We start from the raw sequence: 24,239 nt of genomic DNA on the forward strand, positions 1-24,239 counted from the left end.
AAGAGCCGGCTCGTGACAAAACGCATTGGGGAGTTCGTGATGGTCAAAGCCTTCGTCATCCGCGGCGCCGCGGCCATCACGATCTCGACCTGCGCGCTCGTCTGGGCCGCCGCGGCCGTGGCGGCCCAGACGCCGGTGGTCCTGCACGTTTCCCCCCGGGGCGACGACCGCGATCCCGGTAGCGCCAGTCGCCCGATCCGCACCCTGACCCGCGCCCAGGCCCTGGTGCGGGCCAGCAATCTCAAGGCCGACGTGACGGTCGAGATCGCCCCCGGCGAATATCGCCTGGACCGCCCCCTGGTCTTCACCGCCGCCGACGGCGGCCAGGGCGGCCATCGCGTGACCTGGCGCGGCGCGGCCGGGACCCGTCCCCTGATCTCGGGCGGCTTCGACGTGACGGGCTTCAAGCTGTTCGACACGAAGCGCCGCCTCTATGTCGCCGACATCCCCAAGGGGCTGGACACCCGCCAGGTCTGGGTCGACGACACCCTGGCCGAGCGCGCCTGGCTCGAGATCAAGCCCTCGGACGTCCGGTTCGACGCCACCGGCTTCGAGATCGTCAATCCGGACCTGGCCTTCCTGTCGACCCTGGAGCATCCGGAGCGGCTGGAGGTCGAGGCGACGGGGTTCTTCACCGACCGCATCTCGCCGGTGGCCGCGATCGACGGCGTTCGGGTGACGATGCGCCAGCCCGCCTGGGACAACAACACCTGGGGCTACGACACCCTGTCCCAGCCGATCTTCCCCGAGGATTCGCGCCTGTTCCTGGTCAACGCCCCCGAGCTGATCGGCAGGACCAACGACTGGCATGCCAAGCCCTACCAATGGTTCGTCGATCCGAAGGCCGGCAAGCTCTACCTGCGCATCGCCGAGGACGACGACATCGCCAGGCTGCGCGTCACGGTCCCAGCCCTGCCCGCCCTGGCCTCGATCAGCGGCACGCCGCAGGCGCCGGTGCGAAACCTGACCTTCCAGGGCCTGCGCTTCTCGTACACCTCGTGGATGGGACCGTCGGAGCCGACCGGCTACGCCAACCAGCAGAGCGGAGCCTTCCTGAAGGACTCCTCGCCCATCCGCCCGGCCGACGCCTGGGCCAAGTGCGGCTGGGGCTGTCCGGAGTTCGAGTCGATGCGCCAGAAGTGGAGCCAGATCCCCGCCGCGGTCCAGGTGGCGGCGGCGCGCGACATCGTCTTCGAGGACAACCAGTTCTCGCAGCTGGGCCAGGTCGCCTTGGGCGTCGGCAACGACGCGAACGCCAATCTAAGCGGCGTCGGCCTGGCCACGCGCGGCGTCCGCGTCAGGCGCAACCTGTTCGCCGTCCTGTCGGGCGGGGCGATCATGGCCGGCGGGGTGCGCGAGGACGCCCATCACCCCTCCTCCCCGGACCTGGTCAACGCCGACCTGGAGATCGCCGACAACACCGTCGCCACCGTCAGCCAGGACTACAAGGACAACGCCGCCATCCTGACCACCTATGTCGACGGCGCGCGCATCCTGCACAACGAGATCTCGGACGCGCCCTATGACGGCGTCGCGGTCGGCTGGGGCTGGGGCTATAACGACGCCGGCGGCAATCCCAACTATGACGAGAACCAGAAGGGCTACCTGCACAACACCCGCTACGCGACGCCGACGACGCTGCGGAACACGCTGGTCGAGGGAAACCAGATCCACGGGGTGAAGACCTGGTACATGGACGGCGGGGCCATCTACAACCTGTCGGCCAACCCCGGCGCGGTGATCCGCGGCAACCACGTCTTCGACATCGGCGACCGGATCGGCGTCTATCTGGACGAGGGCTCCAAGCACTTCCGGGTGACCGGCAACGTGATCGACACCCAGGGCAAGTGGCTGAACATCAACACCGCCGGCAAGATGTACCGGCGCAGGATCTCGACGGACAATGTGGCGACCGGCAACTGGCATAATTCGCCGCGCACCGGCGGTCGGTGGCTGGCGGAGATCGGCAATGTCGCCGAGAACAACGTCCTGGTCCCGACCCGTGACTGGCCAGCGGAGGCGAGAATCGTGATCGACAAGGCGGGACCACGCTCCGAGACGGAGGCCACCCGATGAGCGTTTCCCGCCGTGGATTGATGATGGGCGCGGGCCTGGCCGGCGTCGCGGCCTCGGCCCCGGCGCTGGCAGCCCAGGCGCTGCAGACCCCGAGCCTGGAGGTCGTCGACCTGAAGGCCGGCTCGATGACCGCGCCGCTGGGCGTCGACGACCAGGCCGTGCGGCTGTCCTGGCGTCTGGTCAGCCCCGATCCCGACGTCCGCCAAACCCGCTACGAGGTCCAGGCCGCCAGCACGCGCGCCCTGCTCGAGGCGGGAACCCCCGACCTGTGGCACGCCGGCGAGGTGCTGACCGACCAGAGCATGGATGTCTCGTGGCTGGGCAGCCCGCTGAAGTCGCGCCAGATCGTCTGGTGGCGCGTCCTGGTGCGCGACAACAAGGGTCGCCGCGCGACCAGCGCCGTCGCCAGTTTCGAGACCGGCCTGCTGGAGGCGGCCGACTGGCGCGCCAAGTGGATCGCCGCCGAAACGGAACTCGCCCGCGCCGATCGGCAGGCGGGCCTGCTGTGGATGCGCGGCGACCGCCCGGCCGACCGCTCCGCCCGCGCTTTTCGCCTGGCCTTCGACCTGCCGGCGGCCGCGTCCGTGACCCTGTTCTCGATCGCCAACGAAAAATCCGAGCTCTGGCTGGACGGCCAGCCCGTCCAGCGGCCGCCGCACTCGCCCATCGCCTACGGCGTCGCGCCGATCGCCGAGACACGCCACACACTCGCCGCCGGCCGGCATGTGATCGCGGTGCGGGTCAGGGATCCGTCGGGCTTCAACGAGCCCAAGCTGCACGAGATCGCCACCGCCGTGATGGTCCGCGCCGACCTGGCCGGCGGCAAGGTGCTGCGCCTGACCTCGCGCGGCATGAAGACGGCCCTGCACGCGCCCGACGGCTGGACGGCTCTCGACTTCGACGACGCCCGCTGGGCGCCGGCCGAGGTCTCGAAGACCCAGACCCAGGCCTGGCCGGGCCACGGCGCCTTCCTGCTGCGCAAGGCCTTCGCGGTCGACCGGCCGGTGGCCCGCGCCCGTCTCTACGCCACGGCCCTGGGCGCCTACGAGGCCCAGATCAACGGCCGGCGCGTCGGTGACGCCCTGCTGACGCCGGAGAGCACCGACTTCCGCAAGACCGCGCTCTATCGCGCCTATGACGTCACCGACCTGCTGGTTGCCGGCGACAACGCGATCGGCGCGATGGTCGGCGACGGCTGGTACGGCAGCTATGTCGCCCCGGCCGGCCGCTACGCGTTCGGCGACGCGCCCCTGCGCTTCCTGGGGCAGCTAGAGATCACCTATGCCGACGGGACGCGCGAGACGATCGTCAGCGACGAGTCCTGGCGCCTGGCCCCGGCCCCGGTGACCCGCGGCGAAATCTACTATGGCGAAGACTACGACGCCCGGCTGGAACAGGCCGGCTGGTCGACCGCGGGCTTCGACGCCGCCGCCTGGCGCGCGGTCGACATCGCCCCCACCCCGCCCTGCGCCCTCAAGGCCCAGATCAGCCCGCCGATCCGCCGGATCGAGACACTGCGCGCCGCGTCCGTGACGGCGGTCGGCTCGCGCCATGTCTTCGACTTCGGCCAGAACTTCGCCGGCTGGGCGCGGCTGAAGGTGCGCGGCCGCGCGGGCCAGGTCGTGACCCTGCGCTTCGCCGAGGTGCTGGCCGCCGACGGCCGCGCCGACCAGTCCAACCTGCGCGCCGCCCGGGCGGCCCTGGTCTACACCCTGAGGGGCGATCCGGCGGGCGAGACCTATGAGCCGCGCTTCACCTATTTCGGCTTCCGCTATGTCGAGGTCGAGGGTCTGGCCGAGGCCCTGGGCCGAGCGCCGACCGCCGACGACGTCGAAGGCGTCGTCGTCTCCTCGAACCTGGCCGAGACCGGCCACCTGCGCATCGCCAATCCGGTGATCCAGCAGCTATGGCGCAACAGCCTGTGGAGCCAGAGGTCCAACTTCTTCGGCCTGCCGACCGACTGCCCCCAGCGCGACGAGCGCCTGGGCTGGACCGGCGACGCCAACGTCTTCTGGGACGCCGCGGCCTTCAACATGGACGTGGCGGCCTTCACCGAGCGGTTCGGCCGCGATATCCGCGACGCCCAGGGACCACGCGGCGAATTCCCCGACTATGCGCCGGCCGGCTGGGCGGACCTGGGCCTAGGCGCCTCGCCGGGCTGGGCCGACGCCGGCATCATGCTGCCCTGGACGGTGTGGAAGCGCTACAACGACACGGCGATCATCGACCAGAACTGGGCGGCGATGACCCGCTACCTGGACTTCATCGCCAGGAACAATCCAGACCTGATCTGGCGCAAGGAACGCGGCTACGACTTCGGCGACTGGGTGGCCCTGGACGCCAAGAGCCCCGGCGACGAGACGACGCCCAAGGCCCTGATCGGCACGGCCATGTGGAAACGGTCGGTGGAGGCCATGGCCGAGATGGCGATGGGCTCGGGCCGCCGTCCCGACGCGGTCCGCTACCGCCAGCTGGCCGCCCGTATCACCGAGGCCTTCCAGCGCGAGTTCGTCCGCCCCGACGGCTCGATGGGCAACGGCTCGCAGGCCGGCTACATCCTGGCCCTGCGCTTCGGACTGGTTCCCGAGCCCCTGCGCGCCGCCGCCACCGGCCATCTGGTCGCCGACATCCGCCGGCGCGGCACGCTGCTGTCGACGGGCTTCCTGGGCACGCCGTTCAGCCTGGACGCCCTGGCCGACAACGACCAGCAGGCCCTGGTCTACGACCTGCTGCTGCGGACCGAGTTCCCATCCTGGGGCTACATGATCCGCAAGAACGCCACCACCATCTGGGAGCGGTGGAACGGCGACGTCGGCGACGTGTCGATGAACTCCTACAACCACTACGCCCTGGGCGCGGTGACGGGTTTCATCTTCCGCCGCGTGGCCGGAATCGAGCCGATCCGGCCGGGCTTCCTGTCGTTCCGTTTCGATCCCGTGCTGGACCCCCGCGTGCCCCGAGGCGGCGGCGACTATGACAGCGTGCTGGGCCGGATCAGCACCGACTGGGCCTTGAAGCCGGACGGCGGTTTCGAGCTCCATCTGGTGGCCCCCGCCAACAGCCGGGCGGAGGTCCACATCCCCGCCCGCGCCCCCGAGGCCGTGCGCGTCAACGGCGTCGCCGCCAGCCAGGCGCCGGGCGTGACGGTCAAGGGCATGGAGCGCGGCCGGCTGGTGCTGGAGATCGGCTCGGGCGACCACCGCTTCGAGGCGCGGGCTTCGGGCTAGCGAAGCCGCGAGGCTGGCTTGTAAGATCCTCCCCCCTGGGGGATGTGGTCCAGAGGGCCGGAGGGGGCGGCGCGGCGCTGGCCCAGATCGCAGCAAGCTTACTTGGCCAGCGCCGCCCCCTCAGTCGCTCCGCGACAGCTCCCCCGAAGGGGAGCATCGAAGGGTCCATGCCTTCTACGGCTTGGTCCCGTAAATCCACCGCACGCTGTCCGTCAGCGTCTTGCCGCCCACCTCGACCTCCGCCTCCACCAGGTTCTCGCCCTCCGCCAGGTCGATCTCCCACAGCGCGACATGGTCCTGGACGGGCACGGTGGTCCAATCGCCGCCATTGAGGCGCAGCCGCACCGACGGCTGGTTGGAATAGGCCTTCACCTTCACGCGCTTCGTCCGCTTGTTGACGTCGCGGCGACTGGTGAGGTGCAGCATCGGAACCTCGGACCAGTTGGCCTGGTACCAATAGTAGGCGTCCTTGCGCGTCAGCCGGTCCTCGGTGACCAGGCCCTTGTCGTTGATGGCCGGCCGGTCGCCCTCGTTGCGCTTGAACGACGGAAAGTCGAAACCGACCCAGATGAAGTTCGACCACAGGAACGGCCGCTGGCGCAGCTCGCGCCAGTGGGTCTCGTGGAAGACCGCTTGCCATTGCTCGGGATGCCAGTAACCGTCGGCGACCGGGCGGCGCAGCACGGGGTCCTCCTGGTGCAGGATGCTCGCGCCGGCCCCGTACTCGCTGACCCCGATCGGCCGCTTCGGCAACCGGGCGTGCAGGTCGTCGGCCCAGGGGCCGATGTCCTTGGCCTCGGTCCAGTACCAGCCGAAATAGCGGTTGTAGGATACAGTGTCGCTGTGCTGGGCGATCGGGTCGTCGTCCTTCAGGCAACAATGGGCGTAGGTCGTGGGCCGCGTCGGATCCATGGCCTTGGCCGTCGACTGCAGCGCCGCGAGCAGGCGGTTGGCGGGCTCGCCCGAGGTTCGCAGCTCGTTGCCGATGCCCCACAGGGCCACCGACGGATGGTTGACGTTCTGGGCGATCAGCTCGCGCATCTGCTGCACCAGGTTGTCGCGAAACGCGTCGGAGGGATCCAGGTCGTCGATCAGCGGCGCCTCGGTCGTCAGAAGGACGCCCAGCCGGTCGGCCTGGTCATAGACCCGCTGCGGATGCTGCATGTGGGCCAGCCGCAGGGCCGTGACGCCCATCTCGGCCATGATCCGCATGTCCTCGTCGATCTCGGCGTCGCTGACGACCGGGCCCTTGCCGAAGCGGGTAGGCAGCTGGATGTTCGCGCCGTAGAGGGCGTAGGGCTTGCCGTTCAGCAGGAACCGGCCCTCCCCGTCCAGGCCCACCATGCGCACGCCCAGTGGAACCTCGGCGGTGTCGACCAGCTTGCCCTGGACCCGCACCTCGGTGCGCAGGCGATAGAGGTAGGGCGAGCGTCGTCCCTCCCACAGCCGAGGCTTCTTCAGGACCAGGGTCTGTTCGATCGGCCGCATCTGGCCGGCGGCGACGCTGGCCGCAGCCGTGGCCTCCGCCGCCACCGCGCCGTCCGCGTCGAGGATCCGCGTCACCACCTGGACGCTCGCCGCCGCGGCGCGATCGTTCCGGACCAGGACCTCGGCCCCGATCGTCGCCCGACCCGCCGCCAGGGCCTGGGTGCGGGCATAGACGCCCGGCCCGCCCCAGTCGCCCAGGTCCACGTGGACATCCGAGGTCTCGACCAGCTTGACCGGCCGATAGAGGCCGCCGAACACGTTGAAGTCGCCGTTCAGCGGCGCGAACCGGGTGTTGCGCGCATTGTCGACCCGGACCGCCAGCAGGTTCCGGCCTGGTTCGAGCGCCGACGTGACGTCGTAGCGGAAGGCCGCGTAACCGCCTTCGTGCGCGCCCACCCGTCGCCCGTTCAGGAAGACCTCGGCCTTCAGCGCCGCGCCGTCGAACTGCAGGAAGTAGCGCCGGCCGGCGCGCGGCTGATGATCCAGCCACAGCCGATACCAGGCTGGGCCGCGGTAATAGGCGCCCTCCGGCTCGCCCCGCGCCTTGGCCCCGCCGAGGCCGGAGTCGGCGGCGTTGTAGGTGTGGGGTGTCGATACCATCGCCCAGCCGGAATCGTCGAACGCCGGGGCCTCGGCGCCGGCCGCGTCTGCCCGGAGGAAGCGCCAGCCGTCGCGCAGTTGGGTCACTTCGGCTGCCTGGGCCGCGCCGAACGCCCAGACGGCCAGGCCCAGCGCCAGGCAGGATCGCAACAGCCGGAATGATCGGGCTTTCATGGCGTCTCTCCATCCTTTTCGAGGCGCATCACGTGGGATCAGGCCAAGCGCTGGATGTCGCGGGCGCGAACGTCGCGACTGCGCACCGTGCGGAGCGCCGCGCCGGGGGAGAGGCTGGAGCGCACGCCGTCGATCGCCGCGCCCTGCACGTCGTCCAGCACGATGGCGGGCCGGGCGTCGGGCCTTTCCACCGAAAAGCTGACATCGCGTATGCTCACGTTGCGGGCGTGGCGCACCCAAAGGCCGTGGGCCGGGAACGCGCCCATGAAGCTGGGCTCCAGCGACGACTTGGGCCGCTCTTCGATGTCCCGCATCGCGTCCTCCCGCGAACCGCCACCGGCCGAGCGCACGTGGATGTCCGAGAAGCTGACGTCCTCGATGATCCCGCCGGGCAGCCCGACCACGCCGCTGGCGTACGGCCCCGGCGCGCCCGAGACGTTGATGTTGGAGAAGCTCACCCGCCGCACCTGGGACGGGCCATTGCCTTGCGGCGCGCGGTTGCGCCCCGACAGGCGCACGAAGATCGGATGGTTGACCGGGTTGCGCAGCAGGATGTTGGAGAAGGTCACGTCCTCCAGCACCCCGCCGTCGATCGCGCCCAGCTGCAGGCCGCGGGTGTTCTCGCAGATGCAGTCCGACACCAGGATGTTGCGGAAGCCGGCCACGGAATCGGTGCCTAGCTTGATCCGGCCCAGCACGCCGATATCGTCCACCGACCTGTAGGGCGAGGGCTGGTAGGTCCCATCGACCACCGTGCCCAGCAGGTAGCCGCTGGTCTTGCAGCCGATCACGCTGACGTCCTCGCAGAAGCGCGGCGCCTGCAGGGCCATGCTGCTCTTCAGCACGATGGCGTCGTCCTTGGGGGCGTTGACCAGGCAGTTGGTGACCTTCACGTCGCGGCAGGCGTCGATGTCGATGCCGTCGCGGTCGGTGTCGACGGTCAGGCCGTCGATCCGCACATTGGTCGAGCCCAGCACGTAGCAGGCGAAGTGGCCGCCCTGCAGGATGGTGAAGTCGCGCAGCAGGACGTTGCGGCAGCCGGTCAGGCCGATGGCCTTGTTGCCTCGCCCCTCATAGGCCATCTCGCGGGGGATCGCCCGGCGGGCGGCGTCGGGGCTCAGCCCCTGCTCGGCCGGCGACGTCCAGCCGGCCATGCCATGCCAGCGCGGCGCGGGTCCCTCGCGGTCCAGGCCCAGGCCATGGATCAGCCCCTTGCCGATGATGGTGACGTCGTTGACCCCGTCGCCATAGATCAGGCTGTTGTGGAAGTGGCTGACGCCGTAGTCCTGGAACTGTTCCTCATAGACGTTCTCGGGCAGGTCGTAGCGGCCGGCGTGCTTGCGAGGATCAGCCGCTTCGATCACCGAGCCGTTCATCAGCACCAGGGTGACGAAGCTTTTCAGCCGAATCGAGAAGCACAGATAGTGGCCGGCGGGGATCACCACCGTGCCGCCTCCGGCCGCCGAGGCGGCCTCGATGGCGCGGTTGACGGCTCCGGAGTCGATGGCGATCCCGTCGCCGACCGCCCCGTGGTCGCGCACGTCGTGGAAGCCCGTCAGCGACCCCGTGGCCCGCACCAGCGACGGGCTGGCCGCCAGGGCCGCGCCCAGCCCAAGCGTCACGAAGCGACGGCTGAACTCCGCCTTCTCGCTGATCGCGCCTTGCGCCATGCGCCCTGCTCTCCGCCTGTTGAACGGCGCGCATGTTGTATGACGTATTATCTTATATCAACCCCTTTGACGACGAGACTTCAAGCGACCCGGTCCAGCGGCGGCTCGCCGTCGAAGAAGCGGTCCAGATTGTCGGCCGCCCGCATGCCCATGGCGGTGCGGGTCTCCAGGGTGGCGCTGCCCAGGTGCGGCAGCAGCACGGTGTTGGGCGCCGCCAGCAACGCCGGACTGACCTCCGGCTCGCCCTGGTAGACATCCAGACCCGCGCCGGCGATCGTCCCGTCGACCAGGGCCCGGGCCAGGTCGGCCTCGGCCACCACCGAGCCGCGCGCCGTGTTGATCAGGATCGCCGTCGGCTTCATCCGCGCCAGCAGGGCCGCATCGACTAGGTGATGGGTCTCGGGACCGCCGGGGGTGTGCAGCGACAGCACGTCGGCGGCCGCCGCCAGGCTCTCCAGCGTCTCGTGATAGGTCGCGCCGTCCTCGTCGTCCGCGCGTCGGCGGCTGTGATAGGCGATCTCCATGCCCAGGGCGGCCCGCGCCCGCCGGGCGGTGGCCCGGGCGATGCGGCCGTAGCCGACCAGGCCCAAGGTCTTGCCCGCCAACGATTGGCCCAGCATGTGGACGGGCCGCCAGCCCGTCCATCGGCCGGCCCGCAGCTCCCGTTCGCCCTCGCCGGCCCGGCGGCTGGTCATCAGCATCAGCAGCACCGCCAGCTCGGCGGTCGCGTCGGTCAGCACGTCGGGCGTGTTGGTCACCACAACCCCCGCCGCCCTGGCCGCCGCCAGGTCGATGTGCTCGTAGCCCGCGCCGTAGTTGGCGATGATCCTGACCCGCGCGCCGGGCGCGGCCAGGACCTCGGCCGTGACGCGATCCGAGACCGTCGGACACAGGGCGTCGTAAGCGCCCATCGCCGCGCGCAACTGCTCCACGCCCAGCGGCGTGTCGCCCTCGTTCAGCGTCACGTCATAGCGCTGGCGCAGCCGGGCCTCGACGACTTCGGGCCAGCGGCGGCTGATCAGGATCCTGGGCTTCATGTCCTCTCCGCATCGGTGGTCGGCGACGCCGAACGCCTTTCGTAGCCATCCTCGGCCGGCGCGAACAGGTGGTTACGGTCAGCGCCGACGGAACATGGGCGCGCGCTTCTCGGCGAACGCCGCCCGTCCCTCCGCCGCGTCCGCCGTGGCGAAACAGATCGTCTGCAGGTCGCGCTCGTATTCGACCGCCTTCTCATAGGGCATGGCGTGGGCCGCCTTGAGGTTCAGCTTGGCGGTCTCGGCGGCGATCGGCGCGCGCGAGGCGATCACCTCGGCGATGGCCCGCGCCCGGCCCAGCAACTCGCCGGGCGCCACGACCTCGCTGACCAAGCCCCATTGCCGGCAAGTCTCGGCCTCGACGGCGTCGCCGGTCAGGATCATTAGGGCGGCGTTCGAGGCGCCGATCGAATGGACCAGGCCGGCCGCCATGCCGCCGCCGCCGATCCAGCCCAGCTTGATCTCGGGGGCGGCGAACCGGGCGTTGGCCGAGGCGATGCGGACGTCGCAGCTCATGGCCGTCTCCAGCCCGCCGCCGAGGGCGTAGCCGTTGACCGCCGCAATCGTCGGCTTGCGGCACAGCCGCACGGCGTCGCAATAGTCCCCGCGGTTCCGGAAGTCCCAGGGGGTCTGGTACTGGTCCAGGGTCGAGATGTCCGACCCGGCGCAGAAGGCCTTCTCCCCCGCCCCGGTGATCACCACGCAGCGGATGGTGTCGGAGGCGTCGACCTGCGCGATCGCCGCCTCGACGGCCTTGGCCATGGCCGGCGTCACCGCGTTCAGCTTGTGCGGCCGGTTCAGGGTGATGACGGCGACGTGGCCCGTCACCTCGAACAGAAGCTCGTCGTCCTGGCTCATCGCCTGCTCCTCAAGTCTCAGCGCCGGCTGGGCGGTGGCGCACGAACAGCGCCTGCAGGTCATCCAACACCCGATCCGCGCCGTCGCCGGAGTCGAGGCCGGCGCGTATGCGATGCGACGCCGCCGCCTGGAAGGCGATGGCGCCGTCGTGGCGGGGCCTGAGGCTGGCGCCGTCCAGCGTGGTGTAGGTGCGCGCATAGAAGTCGCCCCATCGCGCGTTGACGGCCGGGTCGCGCCAGGCGGCCTTCAGCGCGGGCTGACCGTCGTGGTCGGGAATGAAGCCGCGCTGCGTCGCGTCGGCCATCAGCCAGCGCAGATGATCCAGCAGCCGCGGGGTCACCGCGCAACGCCGCGACACCCCGATCCCGGTCCCGCCGAGGATCGAGCCCACGGGCCCGTCCAGCGCCACGCGCGGCGCGTCCGCGAAGCCCAGGGCGCCGTCGGGGGCGTAGTTCACATAGCCGTAGACCAGCGGACAGAGGGCGACATCGTCATGGGCGCTCATGTGCTCCAGCAAGCCGATCGGGTTCAGCGACCGCAAGGCTGGCGGGCTGTGCGCCGCCAGCCGCGACAGCAGGTTCCAGGCGGCGCGGCCGGCGGTGGGCTCCATGAAGGTTTCGCCGTCCGCCGCTGGCGGCGCGCCATGGGCGGCGCAGATCGACTGGAAGGTCAGGGCCGCGTGCGGGCCCGACAGCGACAGGACCACGCCGCCGGTCTGAGACAGCCGCACGACCTCGTCCCATAGGGCCGGCGGCGCGTCGAGCCGGTCCTTGCGCCAGGCCATGACCTGGGTCGCGGCGTCCAGCGGCAAGGCCCAGTGGCGACCGGCATAGCGGTAGCTGTCCAGGCAGCGCCCCATGACCGCGGCTCGCCAGGCGGCGATCTCCCCCGCGTCGAACAGGTTCTCCAGCGGGACCAGGCAGTCGGCGGCGACGGCCTCGCCGACATGCGGATGGTCCAGCACCACCAGGTCGTACAGGGCGCACTGCTCGCCGATCGGCCGTTCCTCGAAGCCTTCCAGCGAATGACGGTCCCAGGTCAGGGCCAGGCCGTCCCGGTCCAGATCCAACCGCGCGGCGGCGGCTTCCAGCGCCCGGTAGCCGCGCGGATGGTCCCAGGTCAGGCCACGATAGGCGGGCGTGGTCATGCCGCGCGCACCACGCCGGAGCGGATCAGGGCGTCGATCTGGTCCGGACCGCGGCCGGTCTCGGCGAGGATCTCGCGGGTGTGCTCCCCGACCAGGGGCGCGCCGCGCTCGATGGTCGAGGGCGTCTTGGAGAAACGGATCGGAAAGCCCGGCGCCTTCACCCGGCCCTCGGTTGGATGGTCGTATTCGACGAAGGTGCCGTTGTGCTGGATCTGCGGATCCTCGACGAGTTCGGCATAGCCGTAGACCGGGCCGCACCAGATGTCGTTGTCGCGGAACAGCGCCAGCCACTCGGCGCTGTCTCGATGGACCAGCCGCTGGCGAACGCACGCGTAGATCCTGTCGCGGTGGGTCCAGCTGTCGGTCTCGTCGTCCAGGTCGGCGAAGAACGGCTCGTCGATCAGCCGGCCCAGGGTCTTCAGCGAAGCCATGGCGATCGAGATGTAGCCGTCGCGGGTCTGGAACACGCCGTAGGGCGCGCGGATGTAGCTGTGGGCGTGCGGTTCGGCCGAGCGGGTCTGCGGCTTGCCGCCGATGGTGAAGACCGACAGCTCCTGCATCTGGATGGTGGCGATGGCGTCCAGCATGTTGATCTGGACCAGCTGCCCTTCGCCGGTCCGCTCGCGATGGAACAGGGCGGCCAGCGCGCCCTCGAAGGCGGTGTAGGCGGTGATCGCGTCGACCAGGTACTGGCCGGCCGGCTGCGGCGGCTGGTCGGCCGCCCCCGACGACATCATCGCCCCCGACATGGCCTGCAACAGCAGGTCTTGCCCCGGATAGTTCCGGTACGGACCATCCTCGCCATAGCCGGACATCGACACATAGATCAGCCGCGGATTGATCTTCGACAGGGTCTCGTAGTCGACCCCCAGCCGCTGGGCGACGCCGGGCCGGTAGTTCTGCAGGAAGACGTCGGCGGTCGCGACCATCTCCAGCAGCAGCGCCTTGCCCTCGGCCGTCTTCAGATCGACGGCCAGCGAGCGCTTGTTGCGGTTCAGCGACAGGAACGAGACGTTGATCTGGTTGCCGCGCGCCCCGCCGGCCGCGACGTGGCGCTGCCACTCGCCGGTGGTCGGCTCGACCTTGATCACGTCTGCGCCCATGTCGCCCAGACGCTGGGCGGCGAACGGACCGGCCATGGCGATGGAACAGTCGAGGACGCGGATTCCGCTCAGGATACCCATGGAGAAAAGACCTTCCGGCTGGTTCAGCTCATCACCCAGCCGCCGTTCACGTGCAGCGTCTGGCCGGTGATGAACCCCGCCTCGTCGGCGGCGAAGAATGCGATGGCGTGGGCGATGTCGCCGACGTGGCCGCGGCGCTTGACGGCCTGGCGGTCGAGCACGTGGCGGGCGTAGCCATCCGGATCCGGATGGATCTTCTCGGCGTCGGTCGGAAAGGCCCCCGGAGCGATGGCGTTGACGGTGATCCCGTGGGGACCGAACTCGCGCGCCCAGGCCCGGGTCAGGCCGACCAGCGCGCCCTTCGAGGCGACGTAGGGCGACAGGTTCGCCCACTCGCCCGACAGGGTGATGCTGGAGATGTTGATAATCCGGCCGAAGCCCCGCTCGCGCATGGCCGGCAGAGCCGCCTGCACCGCTACGACGGCCGCGTCGACATTGACCCGCTGGACGGCCTGATGGTCCTCGATCGAATAGTCCTCGAACGGACGCGACGGGTAGATGGCGGCGTTGTTGATCACCACGTCGAAAGCGCCGACCTGGCCCAACAGGTCGTCCAGCACGGTCCGGAAGCCCGCCAGGTCGGAAAGATCGGCGGTCGAGACGACTAGGCGCCCCGCCCCGACCCTGGCCGCCTCGGCTTCCAGCGCCGCTGCCTTGGCCGGGTCGTTGTCGACGGCCACGACGGTGGCGCCGCGCGCCATCAGGGCCAGCGTGGTCTGAAGGCCCAGTCCGCCCGCCGCGCCGGTATAGAGGACGGTCCTGCCGTCGAGGTCCCGAAGAGCCGCCATCTCAGCGCCCTTCGATGGCGGGATAGACGCCCGAGGGGGCGGGATGATCCTCGGCCGGCTGCCGGGCTACGGCCTCGATCCGACCGACCGCTTCGGTCACTGCGTCCGCGTCGGGCAGGATGCGGAAGACGCTGTCGTAGCGCCGCTCCTCGCCGTGCTCGAGGTGGATCAGTTCGCCGCGGGCGCGGGCGAAGTCCTTGCCCAGCACGTGGTTGGTCGAGGGCTCGATCCCCAGGGCGTAGTGGCCGGCGTGCAGGTTCTGCCACTCGTACTGGGCCGGGAACTGCGCCTTCAGGGTCTGGACCTCAAAGCCGAAGCCGATCGCCTCGTTGACCAGAGCCACATTGACCCGTCCATCGGCGTCGGCGGCCATGTCGTGCTGCCAGACCTGTTCGTGGAAATTGCGGATCGGGGCCGGCAGGGTGCGATAGCCGACGCCCTGCTTCCGGTAATCGTCGCCGGCGTGGGATGCCCACACCACGTCGCGGATTGGCGCCACGTAGCGCGATCCCTCGGCCAGGACCGGGTAGCCGACATTGATGTGGTAGCAGTACATGTGCGGCGTCCGGTAGAAACCGTGATTGACCACGCGGTCATGCAGGCGGATCTCGTCGGTCCCGACGCTCGCCTCGATCCGCCGGACCAGGTGCAGGTCCTCGCCGAACACCGTCGACTGCTGCACCACGCCCTCGGCCCACAGCACGCAGTCGTCGCCGTCCCAGCGTTCGCCATAGCCGGTCAGCCGGGCCGGGATCGTGCCGATCCGCCCGTGCAGCGACGAACTGACGGTCTTGCGGGGGCCATAGACGTAGTGGCCGGCCGGGTCGTCGTGCATGAACAGCACGTGGTCCAGGCCGCAGGTGACCATCAGGCCCGAGAACGACCGGAACCAGGACAGGCCGCCCTCCCCCTCATACTCGTGCAGCGCGGGATTGCGGAAGCCGGACGGCGAATGCCAGCCGACCGCGCGGCCGTTGTGCTCGCACTCGGCGATGTCCATCGCCCGGTCGACCAGCACCGTGAACCTCAGGCCCGAGCCGGTGCGGAATTCCAGCTGCCGCACGCCGCGCTCGACGCCGTCGCCCAGGGTCGACAGGCGCACGCCGGCGAACTGCGACAGGGCGCCGGTGCGCTCGGCCAGGGCGCGGCGGTTCAACGTCCGGCCATACAACTGGGTCATGTCTTGCCTCCCCGCAGTCGGCCCTATAAGGTAATACGTATGATGTTTATAGAGCCCGTCGGGCTCTCGTCAACGCCCTTGTCGAGGCCGCCATGAACGGGACGACGCGCCGCTGCTTCGCGGTCGATCTGCACGACGACGCCGACCAGATCGCCCGTTATCGCGTCTGGCACAGGGCGGGAGGACCGCCTGCCGCGGTGACGGCGGCGATCCGCGCCGACGACGTGCGCGAGCTGGAGATCTGGCTGGTCGGCGATCGGCTGTTCATGATCCTGGAACAGGGCGACGGCTACGACGCGCAAGCCAAGGCGGCGCGCGACGCCGCCGATTCCGACGTGCGGGCCTGGGACGCGCTGATGCGGACTTTCCAGAAGCCGCTGCCGTTCGCCCCCGACCGGACTTGGGTGGAGATGGAGAGGATCTACGCCCTGTCCGAGCAGCCCGGTCCGGACGGCGAGGCGTCACCAACCGATCGGGACGGCGCGCCTACATCGCTCTGATAACTTCAGCCGCACGGGGAGCGTCGACGGCGCTGGACGCGGCCCGCCGTCGGCCTATCGGGTCGCCCAGCCCCGGCCGAGCTCGGCCAGCGGCACGCAGCCGTGGTAGGCGCCGGGGACGGGATCGTACCTCAGCGCCACCGTCGCGCCGGGCTCGGAGGTGAAGTAGCCCACCGTCACCAGGTCCTCCAGCAACGGGAAGAAGTGGGGCTCGCCGGCCGCCTGGCCCTGCACGGCCGCGGCCTCGCGGTCGTAGCCGCTCAGAAGGTCGACCTGCTGTTGCGGCGTCAGGGCCACGAACACGGCGCCATGGGCGGCGCGGGCGTCGGCGTCCATGCGGGCCAGCCCGGCCCGCAGGCGCTCGGCCTGGGCCTTGTTGTAATAGTCCGCCAGGGCCCGATCGACGAACTGCGGCACGCCGGCTTCGCGCGCGCCCGGCGTGTCGGTCTTGGGAATGATCAGCTCGGCGACCACGTCGACCAGCCGGGCCTCGTCCGCCGTGAGCGCGGTGGGGGTCCAGGCCAGGGTGGTCGTCGCCGCCACGGCCCGTCCGGCCAGCCCAGTCGCCGCGACCCCGAAGGTGAAGGTCAGGCCGCGTATCGCGGCGCGTCGGCTCAGCAGCATCACAGATCTCCCCGCTTGCGCGCCTTGACCGCGTGGTCGGCGGCCCGGGCGGTCAGGGCCATGTAGGTCAGGGACGGGTTGACGCACGAAGCCGAGGTCATCGCCGCCCCATCGGTGACATAGACGTTCTTGCACTCGTGGACCTGGTTATGGGCGTTGAGCACCGAGGTCTTCGGGTCCCGGCCCATGCGGGCGGTGCCCATCTCGTGAATGCCCAGCCCCGGCGCGTAGCCGCCGTCGCGGCCCTCGACATTCTTGAAGCCGGCGGCTTCCAGCATCTCGGCCGCCGCGGTCTGCATGTCGCGGCGCATGGCCAGCTCGTTCTCGCGGATCGTGACGTTCATCGACAGGGTCGGCAGGCCGAACTCGTCGGTCTTGTCGCGGTTCAGGGTGATCCGATTGTCTTCGTAGGGCAGGATCTCGCCGAAGCCGCCCAATCCGATGGTCCACGGCCCCGGCTGGCTGAGCGCGGCCTTGCGCGCCGCCCCGAAGCCCCGCGGACCGGAGGGGTCCCGTCCAGGCCGGGTCAGGTCGCGATCCCAGCCCGGCCGCGACGCGCCGCCCTGGTAGCCGAAGCCGCGCAGGTAGTCGTTCCGCTTGGTGGCCGCGTCGCCCAGGTTGCGGAACCGCGGCACATAGATCCCGTTCGGCCGGCGGCCCGAATAGTACATGTCGGCGAACTCGGGCGCCTCGCCGCTGGCCCCGACCCCCAGGTGGTGGTCCATGACGTTGCGGCCCAACTGGTCGCTGCCGTTGCCGAAGCCGTTGGGGAACCGCGAACTGGTCGAGTTCATCATGATCCAGGCCGAGTTGAAGGCCGAGGCGCACAGGAACACCACGTCGGCGTAGAACTCCTCCTCCTGGCGCGTCGTCGTGTCGAGGATGCGCACGCCAGTCGCCTTGCCCGCCTTCTCGTCATAGATCAGCGAGGTGACGATCGAGCCGGGGCGGATGACCAGGTTGCCGGTGCGCTCCGCCGCTACCAGCCCTCCGGAATTGGAGCTGTAGTAGCCGCCGAACGGGCAGCCGCGGATGCACATGTTGCGGTACTGGCACTTGGTCCGGCCCAGCGCGAGCTGTTCCTCGGTCGGGTCGGTCAGGTGCGCGGTCCTGCCCATGGTGATCCGCCGTTCGGGGAATCGCGCCTCGGACTTGGCCTTGAAGGCCTTCTCGACGCAGTTCATCTCCATCGGCGGCTGGTACTGGCCGTCCGGCAGGTGCGGCAGGCCCTCGGCCTGGCCCGAGACGCCGATGAAACGCTCGACATGGTCGTACCAGGGCGCGAGCTCCTCGTAGCGGATCGGCCAGTCGACGCCGATTCCCTCGCGGGCGTTGGCCTCGAAGTCGATCGGGCTGTGGCGATAGCTCTGGCGGCCCCAGGTCAGCGACCGCCCGCCGACGTGATAGCCGCGGATCCAGTCGTAGCGGCTTTCCTCGGTATAGGGGTTCTGGTCGTCGCGGACGAAGAAGTGCTTGGTGTACTCCGTCATGGTGTAGCCGGTGCGGCGCTGCACGGCGTAGTGGGCGGCCAACTCGTCCGACGGCAGCTGCCCTTGCGGGTACTTCGTCTGCCAGGGATCCAGGGTGGCGGTCGGATAGTCCTCCAGGTGGCGGACCATCGGACCGCGCTCCAGCACCAGGGTCTTGAGACCCTTCTGGGTCAGCTCCTTGGCCGCCCAGCCGCCGGTGATGCCGCTGCCCACGACAATGGCGTCGTAGGTGTTCTCCTGGCGCGCGCGACCGTTGAGATTGGCCATGTCTGCTCCCCGCTTGGCGCCTTTGATCGAATCGCGCCCGCTGCCCGGCAGCGCGGCGCGCCGACTTCGGCGAACCCGTTCATTGTTGCCTGGAGGCTTCCATGAAATGGGTTACATTGCAAGAAAGGTCGCGGTTTCATGCGAAAACCGCCGAACCGTGGGAGGAAGAAGAAGGCCATGATGACATCGAGCCAGTTCGTTCGGAAGCGCCGCGAGTCGGCGCTGGGTCTCGCCACGGGGGCGCTGCTCGGCTGCCTGGCGCTCTGCGTGAGCGCCCAGGCCAGCGCCGAGGAGGTCAAGGCCGGACCGTGGCGTCCGCTGTTTGACGGGCGCACCCTGGACGGCTGGACCCCGAAGGTCGCCAAGCATCCGTCGGGCGAGAACTACCACCAGACCTTCGTCGTCGACCACGGCGTGATCCGCGTCTCCTACGCCGGATACGACAAGCTGGACGGGCAGTTCGGCCACCTGTTCTACAAGACGCCGTTCAAGGCCTACCGCCTGCGCCTGACCTACCGCTTCCTCACGGACGGCGGCCTGCCGGACACGCCCGCCTGGGCGCGCAGCAACAGCGGGATCATGTTCGACAGCCAGAGTCCGGAGAGCATGACCGTGGAACAGCCTTTCCCGGTCTCGATCGAGTTCCAGTTGCTGGGCAAGGAGGGCGACACGCCCCGTCCCACCGGCGCGGTCTGCACGCCTGGAACCAACATCACCATCGACGGCGTCACGGCCAAGGACCATTGCACCCCGCCGACCAACGCCCCGACGGTCCCCAACGGAACCTGGGTCAAGGCGGAGCTGGAAGTGCTGCCCAACGGCGAGATCTCCCAGAAGATCAACGGCGTGGTCGTGCACCACTATGCGGACGTCACCCTGGACCCCGACGACACGGTCGCGGGCGGGGCCAAGCCCTACATCCTGGCCCGCGGCGCCCAGCGGGTGACCGACGGCTACATCGCCCTGCAGAGCGAGGGCCATCCGATCGAGTTCAAGGACGTCGAGATCCAGGAACTGACGGCGCCCTGACCTAGCCAGCCCTGAGGCTCCCTCGGGACTACTTCTTGAGGGAGCCCAGGTACTGGATCACGGCGGCGCGCTGTTCGGCGTCCGGCGCGCCCAGCAGCATCTTGGTGCCGGGCACAGTCTTGCCCGGCGCCTTGATGAAGGCGTCCAGCTGGTCGGGGGTCCAGGTGATGTTCGAGGTCTTCAGCGCGTTGCTGTAGGCGTAGCCGGGCGCCGTGCCCGCCTTGCGGCCGGCCACGCCGGCCAGCGGCGGCCCCATCTTGCCCGGCGCCGGCTGGAGCGAGTGGCAGACCGAGCAGCGCTGCTCGAACACGGCCTGCCCGGTGGGCGGGGCGGCGACGGCGCTGGTGGCCAGGGCGCTCAGGGCCGCGGCAAGCATAAGCGGAAACTTCATTCGATGGACTCCGTCTGAATCTTTGCGTCGCCTCTAGAGGCCCAATAGGCGGCGATTGCGGCCGGCGTCGGGCGCGCTGCCCGCGAAGTCGTCGAACGCCTTGTCCGTCACCTGGATGATGTGGTCGCGGATGAACGGCGCGCCTTCGCGGGCGCCCTGCTCGGGGTGCTTGAGGGCGCACTCCCATTCCAGCACCGCCCAGCCGGCATAGTCGTACTGGGCCAGCTTGGAGAAGATCGCCTTGAAGTCCACCTGGCCGTCGCCCAGCGAGCGGAAGCGGCCGGGCCGATCCACCCAGCCCTGGTAGCCGCCATAGACGCCGGACCGGGCGGACGGGCGGAACTCGGCGTCCTTGACGTGGAAGGCCTTGATCCGCTCGTGATAGCGATCGATGTAGCCCAGATAGTCCAGCTGCTGCAGCACGAAGTGGCTGGGGTCGTAGAGGATGTTGGCGCGCGCGTGGCCGCCCACCTCGTCCAGGAAGCGCTCGAAGGTGGCCCCGTCGTGCAGGTCCTCGCCCGGATGGATCTCGTAGCAGACGTCGACGCCCTCGGTCTCGAAGGCGTCGAGGATGGGCTTCCAGCGTCGGCCCAGCTCGGCGAAGGCCTCCTCGATCAGGCCCGCCGGCCGCTGCGGCCAGGGATAGAAGTAGGGCCAGGCCAGGGCGCCCGAGAAGGTGGCGTGGGCGTTCAGGCCCAGGCGCCGGCTGGCGACCGCGGCGGCCTTCAGCTGCCCCACCGCCCAGACCTGGCGTTCCTGCGGCTTGCCGCGCAGTTCGGGCGGCGCGAAGCCGTCGAACAGCTCGTCATAGGCCGGGTGCACCGCGACCAGCTGGCCCTGCAGGTGGGTCGACAGCTCGGTGATCACCAGGCCATGGCTGGCCAGCATGCCGGCGATGTCGTCGCAATAGGTCTGGCTTTCCGCGGCTAACGCCAGGTCGAAGAACGAGTCCGCCCCGCCGGTCGGCATCTGCACGCCGACATAGCCGAGGTCGGCGACCCAGGCGGCCATGGTCTCCAGCCTGTCGAACGGCGGCTCGGCGCCGATGAACTGGGCCAGGAAGATGCCGGGCCCCTTGAGCGTCTTCATCGCCCCTCTCCTTCTTGTGTGACGCCATCCAGCGCCACCCAGCCGGCGTCGGCGCGGCTGGCGGCCACGGCGCGCTCGACGAAGGCCATGCCGCGCACGCCCTCGCCGATGTCGGGCACCAGCCGGCCGTCGCCGCTTCCGGCGATCGCGTCGGCGAAGTCGCGATAGATGTTGGCGAAGGCTTCGATGAAGCCCTCGGGATGGCCGGTCGGCAGCCGCGTGACCGCCCGGGCGCCCGCGCCCAGATAGGCCGAGCCGGCGTGCAGCACCTGGCTGGGCCCGTCCAGCCAGTCCAGGGTCAAGACGTTAGGGTCTTCGTGGCCCCAGGTTAGGCCGCCCGTCTCGCCATAGACGCTGATCTTCAGGCCGTTGCGCGCGCCCGCCGAGATCTGCGAGGCGATCAGCACGCCGCGCGCCCCGCCCTCGAACCGCAGCAGCACGTTGCAGTCGTCGTCCAGGTTTCGGCCGGGCACCACGGTGGCGACGTCGGCGCACAGGCGCTCGACCCGGCTACCGGTGATGAACTCGGCGATGTTGAAGGCGTGGACGCCGATGTCGCCGATGCAGCCGCCGACGCCCGACTGGGCCGGATCCGAACGCCAGCTGGCCTGTTTGTTGTCTTCGCGCTCGAGCGGCCGCGACAGCCAGCCTTGCGAATATTCGACCACGACCTTGCGCACGGCGCCCAGATCGCCGCGCGCCACGATCTCGCGCGCCTCGCGCACCATCGGATAGCCGGTATAGGTATAGGTCAGGCCGTAGCGCTTGCCGGACGCCGCGACGATCTCGGCCAGGTCCAGGGCCTGGGCCAGGTTCAGGGTCGCCGGCTTGTCGCTGATCACGTGCAGGCCGCCCTTCAGGGCCGCGGCGGCGACGTCGAAGTGCAGGTGGTTGGGCGTCACGACGGCGACCAAGTCGACGCCGTCGGCCCGGGCGCGCTCGGCGGCGATCAGCGCGCGGTGATCGGGATAGACCCGATCGCGCGCCACGCCCCAGCCGTCGGCGGCCGCGGCGTTCTTGGCCGGGTCCCGGCTGAACACCCCGGCCACCAGCCGGATGCGGCCGTCCAGCTCGGCGGCCATGCGGTGCACCGGCCCGATGAACGAGCCGGGACCGCCGCCGATCATGGCCAGCCGCAAAGGCGCGCGTCCGCTCATCAGGCGACCACTTTCGCCAGGTAGTCGAAGCTGATCTTGGCCGACTCCAGCCGGCTGTGGGCGAACGGCGGCTCCTGCTCGACATAGAAGCCGCGGACCCCCGCCTCATAGGCGGCGGGCAGCAGCTTGGGCCACGGGATCATGCCGGCGCCGACCTCGGTCGGGTCCTGCTGCAGGACGAAGTTCGGCTTGGTGCTGGCCTTGATGTCCTTGACGTGCATCTGGGTGAAGCGGTGCGGATGGGCCTTCAGCAGAGCGAACGGATCCTGGCCGGCGGCCGTGACCCAGCCGACGTCCATCTCGAAGGTGACGAGGTTGGGGTCGGTGCCCTTCAGCAGGATGTCCATGCCCGTCGTGTCGCCCAGCGGGGCGAACTCGAAATTGTGGTTATGGTAGCCGCTGACGATCCCGGCCTTCTTCAGCACGGCCGCCTTCTCGTTCAGGAAGTCAGCGTTCCACTTCCAGTCGTCGGCGGTCATCTGCGGGCCGGCCTGGCGCAGGTCGGCGCCGCCCAGGCGGTCGGGGATGTACAGGATCGGCATGATCGCCGCCTTGACCCCGATCACGTGCAGCTCGTCGGCCAGCTTGGCCAGGTCGCCGCTGAAGCTGGGGCCGCTGGCGCCCTTGGGCGAGATGTGGGCGCTGGGACAGACCAGGCCGGCCTTGTCGAAGGCGGCCCGCAGCTCGGCCGGGGTGCGGCCCAGATAGCCGGCCAGCTCCACCGACTTGAAGCCGATCCTGGCCACCGTGGCGAGCTGGGCGTCCAGGTCCTTCTGCAGGTCCGGACCCAGGGTGTAGAGCTGGATGCCGACCGGCAGGTCGCGGCGCTGGAAGAACGGCTTTTCCGCCGCGTTGGCGAGACCGCCATAGGCCGCGCCCAGGACGGCCGCGCCGGCGGCGAGCAGGCCACGCCGCGAAAGATCGACGGCCGAGGCCCGGGGGTCGCAAGCTGTTGAGCGCACGTGGCTTTCCTTGTTCTGGAGGAGCATGACTAGGGCTGGGCCGGGCTGGCGGCCGCCAGCGGCGCATCGTCGTCCGCCTCGGCGACCGGGGCCCGGGTCGGCGGCTTGAAGAACAGGGCCAGCAGCAGCACGGCCACCAGGGCCATGCCGGTGGGGACCAGGAACAGGCTGGTATAGTCGACGCTCGCCACCCCGTCGGCGCCGGCGTGGCTCAGACGGCTGACCAGGGTCGGGAACAGGAAGCTGGCCACCACGTTGCCGACGCCCAGGATCAGCAGGTTGAACAATCCCTGGGCGCTGGAGCGGACGTCCTTGGGGAACACCGCGTCGACGAAGATGTACACCGTGGCGAAGAAGAAGGCGTAGCAGATCCCGTGCAGCAGTTGCACGGCCACGATCACCGGGATGCTGTCGGCGAAGAAGGCGAACACCGCGAAGCGCGCGGCGTGGCCCAGGACGCCGATGATCATGGTGACCTTCCAGCCCAGCTTCGCCAGCACGCGGCCCAGCAGGAACATGGTCAGGATCTCGGCCACCTGGCCCAGGCTGAGCACCACCATGCTGAGGTTGCCGGCGATCCCGACCCGGTTGGTCAGGAAGGCGTCGGCCATCACGAAGTAGCCGTTGTGGATCACCGAATCGATGAAGGTGACCAGGAACAGCACCAGCACGAACGGCGCGGCCAGCAGCTTCAGGGCGCGACGCCAGGCCAGGTTGTCGATCCCCGGCGCGTCCTTGCGGGCCGGCGTGTGCGGCAGGGTCAGGGCGTAGCCGGCGAAGACGAACGACAGGATCGCCGCGACCAGGAAGATCCACCGCACCTGCTCGGCGCCGGCATGGGCGCCCAGCAGGAAGACGAAGGGCCAGCTGACCAGCACCCAGCCGACCGTCCCGCCCATCCGCACCGCGCCGAACTCGCCGGCCGGGTCGCGCAGGTTGGCGAAGGCGATGGAATTGGTCACCGACAGGGTCGGCACATAGACCAGGCTGAAGATCAGGTAACAGGCGAAGAACGGCCAGAAGCTGGTCGACAGCGCCGTCCCCACCAGGGCCAGGCCACCGATCAGGTGACTGACCGCCAGGAAGCGCTCGGCGGCGAAATTGCGGTCAGCGAACTGGTTGGAGAAGAAGATGCCGACCACCGCGGCCACGCCCCACGAGCTGCCGACCAGCGACTGCTGCCAAGGCGCAAAGCCCAGCATGCCCATGTAGGGGAAGATCTTCGGCGCCCAGGCGCCCCAGATCGCCAGCTGAAGCACCATCATCAGGAAGAGCCGCAAGCTCGTCTTCATGGTTCCTGGCCT

Annotated in this window: 19 protein-coding genes; 4 read left to right on the plus strand and 15 right to left on the minus strand. The window is 69.8% G+C overall.

What is annotated here, in order from left to right; all coding sequences use genetic code 11:
• The first annotated feature begins 39 nt into the window (after positions 1-39).
• Both J2X41_RS10245 and J2X41_RS10250 read left to right on the plus strand, forming a co-directional pair.
• Positions 40-2,076: a right-handed parallel beta-helix repeat-containing protein gene (locus J2X41_RS10245; protein ID WP_310081611.1), complete on the plus strand. Its 2,037-nt coding sequence runs from the start codon at positions 40-42 to the stop codon at positions 2,074-2,076.
• Positions 2,073-5,303, plus strand: coding sequence for a family 78 glycoside hydrolase catalytic domain (locus J2X41_RS10250; RefSeq protein WP_310081612.1), 3,231 nt, complete (start codon positions 2,073-2,075; stop codon positions 5,301-5,303). The genes J2X41_RS10245 and J2X41_RS10250 overlap by 4 nt, the downstream gene beginning before the upstream one ends.
• A 174-nt stretch (positions 5,304-5,477) precedes the next feature.
• Here the strand turns inward: J2X41_RS10250 and J2X41_RS10255 are convergent, their stop codons facing one another.
• The 8 genes from J2X41_RS10255 to J2X41_RS10290 all read right to left on the minus strand — a co-directional run bounded on the left by J2X41_RS10255 (position 5,478) and on the right by J2X41_RS10290 (position 15,426).
• Positions 5,478-7,565, minus strand: a complete 2,088-nt coding sequence (locus J2X41_RS10255) for a glycoside hydrolase family 2 TIM barrel-domain containing protein (protein WP_310081613.1) — start codon at positions 7,563-7,565, stop codon at positions 5,478-5,480.
• A gap of 38 nt (positions 7,566-7,603) precedes the next feature.
• On the minus strand, positions 7,604-9,235 hold the full coding sequence (locus J2X41_RS10260; protein ID WP_310081614.1) for a glycosyl hydrolase family 28-related protein: 1,632 nt from the start codon (positions 9,233-9,235) through the stop codon (positions 7,604-7,606).
• Between the two features lie 80 nt (positions 9,236-9,315).
• A complete protein-coding gene (locus tag J2X41_RS10265; protein ID WP_310081615.1) occupies positions 9,316-10,272 on the minus strand; it encodes a D-glycerate dehydrogenase in 957 nt (318 codons plus the stop codon).
• A gap of 78 nt (positions 10,273-10,350) precedes the next feature.
• Positions 10,351-11,127, minus strand: coding sequence for an enoyl-CoA hydratase/isomerase family protein (locus J2X41_RS10270; protein WP_310081616.1), 777 nt, complete (start codon positions 11,125-11,127; stop codon positions 10,351-10,353).
• Positions 11,128-11,137: 10 nt separating this feature from the next.
• A complete protein-coding gene (locus J2X41_RS10275) occupies positions 11,138-12,274 on the minus strand; it encodes an extracellular solute-binding protein (RefSeq protein ID WP_310081618.1) in 1,137 nt (378 codons plus the stop codon).
• Positions 12,271-13,458, minus strand: a complete 1,188-nt coding sequence (locus J2X41_RS10280; RefSeq protein ID WP_310081619.1) for a CoA transferase — start codon at positions 13,456-13,458, stop codon at positions 12,271-12,273. Before J2X41_RS10280 ends, J2X41_RS10275 begins: the two co-directional genes overlap by 4 nt.
• A 23-nt stretch (positions 13,459-13,481) precedes the next feature.
• A complete protein-coding gene (locus J2X41_RS10285) occupies positions 13,482-14,246 on the minus strand; it encodes an SDR family oxidoreductase (RefSeq protein ID WP_310081620.1) in 765 nt (254 codons plus the stop codon).
• A gap of 1 nt (position 14,247) precedes the next feature.
• Positions 14,248-15,426, minus strand: a complete 1,179-nt coding sequence (locus J2X41_RS10290; protein WP_310081621.1) for an aldose 1-epimerase family protein — start codon at positions 15,424-15,426, stop codon at positions 14,248-14,250.
• Between the two features lie 92 nt (positions 15,427-15,518).
• Here J2X41_RS10290 and J2X41_RS10295 point away from each other — a divergent pair, with 92 nt between their 5' ends.
• Positions 15,519-15,926, plus strand: a complete 408-nt coding sequence (locus J2X41_RS10295) for an L-rhamnose mutarotase (protein ID WP_310081622.1) — start codon at positions 15,519-15,521, stop codon at positions 15,924-15,926.
• 54 nt (positions 15,927-15,980) lie between these two features.
• Here J2X41_RS10295 and J2X41_RS10300 read toward each other — a convergent pair whose 3' ends face one another.
• Both J2X41_RS10300 and J2X41_RS10305 read right to left on the minus strand, forming a co-directional pair.
• Positions 15,981-16,550, minus strand: coding sequence for a gluconate 2-dehydrogenase subunit 3 family protein (locus J2X41_RS10300; protein ID WP_310081623.1), 570 nt, complete (start codon positions 16,548-16,550; stop codon positions 15,981-15,983).
• Positions 16,550-18,307 (minus strand): GMC family oxidoreductase, encoded by a 1,758-nt coding sequence (locus tag J2X41_RS10305; protein ID WP_310081624.1) that lies wholly within the window; start codon positions 18,305-18,307, stop codon positions 16,550-16,552. Before J2X41_RS10305 ends, J2X41_RS10300 begins: the two co-directional genes overlap by 1 nt.
• A 138-nt stretch (positions 18,308-18,445) precedes the next feature.
• On the opposite strand from J2X41_RS10305, the gene J2X41_RS10310 reads away from it, so the two are divergent.
• Entirely contained in the window at positions 18,446-19,336 is an 891-nt protein-coding gene (locus tag J2X41_RS10310) for a DUF1080 domain-containing protein (RefSeq protein WP_404979917.1), read from the plus strand.
• A gap of 28 nt (positions 19,337-19,364) precedes the next feature.
• Here J2X41_RS10310 and J2X41_RS10315 read toward each other — a convergent pair whose 3' ends face one another.
• From J2X41_RS10315 to J2X41_RS10335, 5 genes are read right to left on the minus strand one after another with little or no spacing between them, the layout of a single operon-like run.
• On the minus strand, positions 19,365-19,727 hold the full coding sequence (locus J2X41_RS10315) for a c-type cytochrome (protein WP_028037757.1): 363 nt from the start codon (positions 19,725-19,727) through the stop codon (positions 19,365-19,367).
• A gap of 33 nt (positions 19,728-19,760) precedes the next feature.
• Positions 19,761-20,816 carry a sugar phosphate isomerase/epimerase gene (locus J2X41_RS10320; protein ID WP_310081627.1) on the minus strand — a complete coding sequence of 352 codons (1,056 nt, stop codon included), beginning with the start codon at positions 20,814-20,816 and terminating at the stop codon, positions 19,761-19,763.
• Positions 20,813-21,973, minus strand: a complete 1,161-nt coding sequence (locus J2X41_RS10325; protein ID WP_310081629.1) for a Gfo/Idh/MocA family oxidoreductase — start codon at positions 21,971-21,973, stop codon at positions 20,813-20,815. The genes J2X41_RS10320 and J2X41_RS10325 overlap by 4 nt, the downstream gene beginning before the upstream one ends.
• A complete protein-coding gene (locus J2X41_RS10330) occupies positions 21,973-22,962 on the minus strand; it encodes a sugar phosphate isomerase/epimerase (protein ID WP_310081630.1) in 990 nt (329 codons plus the stop codon). Before J2X41_RS10330 ends, J2X41_RS10325 begins: the two co-directional genes overlap by 1 nt.
• 2 nt (positions 22,963-22,964) lie before the next feature.
• Positions 22,965-24,227, minus strand: coding sequence for an MFS transporter (locus J2X41_RS10335; RefSeq protein WP_310081631.1), 1,263 nt, complete (start codon positions 24,225-24,227; stop codon positions 22,965-22,967).
• Between the last annotated feature and the right edge of the window lie 12 nt (positions 24,228-24,239).

Origin of the sequence: Caulobacter sp. BE254 (assembly GCF_031457295.1) — a bacterium.
GTDB lineage: Bacteria > Pseudomonadota > Alphaproteobacteria > Caulobacterales > Caulobacteraceae > Caulobacter.

What these genes read in the sequence shown, in the direction of transcription:
- J2X41_RS10245 (WP_310081611.1), top strand. Translation starts at nt 40, where the DNA reads ATGGTCAAAGCCTTCGTCATCCGCGGCGCCGCGGCCATCACGATCTCG.
- J2X41_RS10250 (WP_310081612.1), top strand. Translation starts at nt 2,073, where the DNA reads ATGAGCGTTTCCCGCCGTGGATTGATGATGGGCGCGGGCCTGGCCGGC.
- J2X41_RS10255 (WP_310081613.1), bottom strand. Translation starts at nt 7,565, where the DNA reads ATGAAAGCCCGATCATTCCGGCTGTTGCGATCCTGCCTGGCGCTGGGC.
- J2X41_RS10260 (WP_310081614.1), bottom strand. Translation starts at nt 9,235, where the DNA reads ATGGCGCAAGGCGCGATCAGCGAGAAGGCGGAGTTCAGCCGTCGCTTC.
- J2X41_RS10265 (WP_310081615.1), bottom strand. Translation starts at nt 10,272, where the DNA reads ATGAAGCCCAGGATCCTGATCAGCCGCCGCTGGCCCGAAGTCGTCGAG.
- J2X41_RS10270 (WP_310081616.1), bottom strand. Translation starts at nt 11,127, where the DNA reads ATGAGCCAGGACGACGAGCTTCTGTTCGAGGTGACGGGCCACGTCGCC.
- J2X41_RS10275 (WP_310081618.1), bottom strand. Translation starts at nt 12,274, where the DNA reads ATGACCACGCCCGCCTATCGTGGCCTGACCTGGGACCATCCGCGCGGC.
- J2X41_RS10280 (WP_310081619.1), bottom strand. Translation starts at nt 13,458, where the DNA reads ATGGGTATCCTGAGCGGAATCCGCGTCCTCGACTGTTCCATCGCCATG.
- J2X41_RS10285 (WP_310081620.1), bottom strand. Translation starts at nt 14,246, where the DNA reads ATGGCGGCTCTTCGGGACCTCGACGGCAGGACCGTCCTCTATACCGGC.
- J2X41_RS10290 (WP_310081621.1), bottom strand. Translation starts at nt 15,426, where the DNA reads ATGACCCAGTTGTATGGCCGGACGTTGAACCGCCGCGCCCTGGCCGAG.
- J2X41_RS10295 (WP_310081622.1), top strand. Translation starts at nt 15,519, where the DNA reads ATGAACGGGACGACGCGCCGCTGCTTCGCGGTCGATCTGCACGACGAC.
- J2X41_RS10300 (WP_310081623.1), bottom strand. Translation starts at nt 16,550, where the DNA reads ATGCTGCTGAGCCGACGCGCCGCGATACGCGGCCTGACCTTCACCTTC.
- J2X41_RS10305 (WP_310081624.1), bottom strand. Translation starts at nt 18,307, where the DNA reads ATGGCCAATCTCAACGGTCGCGCGCGCCAGGAGAACACCTACGACGCC.
- J2X41_RS10310 (WP_404979917.1), top strand. Translation starts at nt 18,446, where the DNA reads ATGCGAAAACCGCCGAACCGTGGGAGGAAGAAGAAGGCCATGATGACA.
- J2X41_RS10315 (WP_028037757.1), bottom strand. Translation starts at nt 19,727, where the DNA reads ATGAAGTTTCCGCTTATGCTTGCCGCGGCCCTGAGCGCCCTGGCCACC.
- J2X41_RS10320 (WP_310081627.1), bottom strand. Translation starts at nt 20,816, where the DNA reads ATGAAGACGCTCAAGGGGCCCGGCATCTTCCTGGCCCAGTTCATCGGC.
- J2X41_RS10325 (WP_310081629.1), bottom strand. Translation starts at nt 21,973, where the DNA reads ATGAGCGGACGCGCGCCTTTGCGGCTGGCCATGATCGGCGGCGGTCCC.
- J2X41_RS10330 (WP_310081630.1), bottom strand. Translation starts at nt 22,962, where the DNA reads ATGCTCCTCCAGAACAAGGAAAGCCACGTGCGCTCAACAGCTTGCGAC.
- J2X41_RS10335 (WP_310081631.1), bottom strand. Translation starts at nt 24,227, where the DNA reads ATGAAGACGAGCTTGCGGCTCTTCCTGATGATGGTGCTTCAGCTGGCG.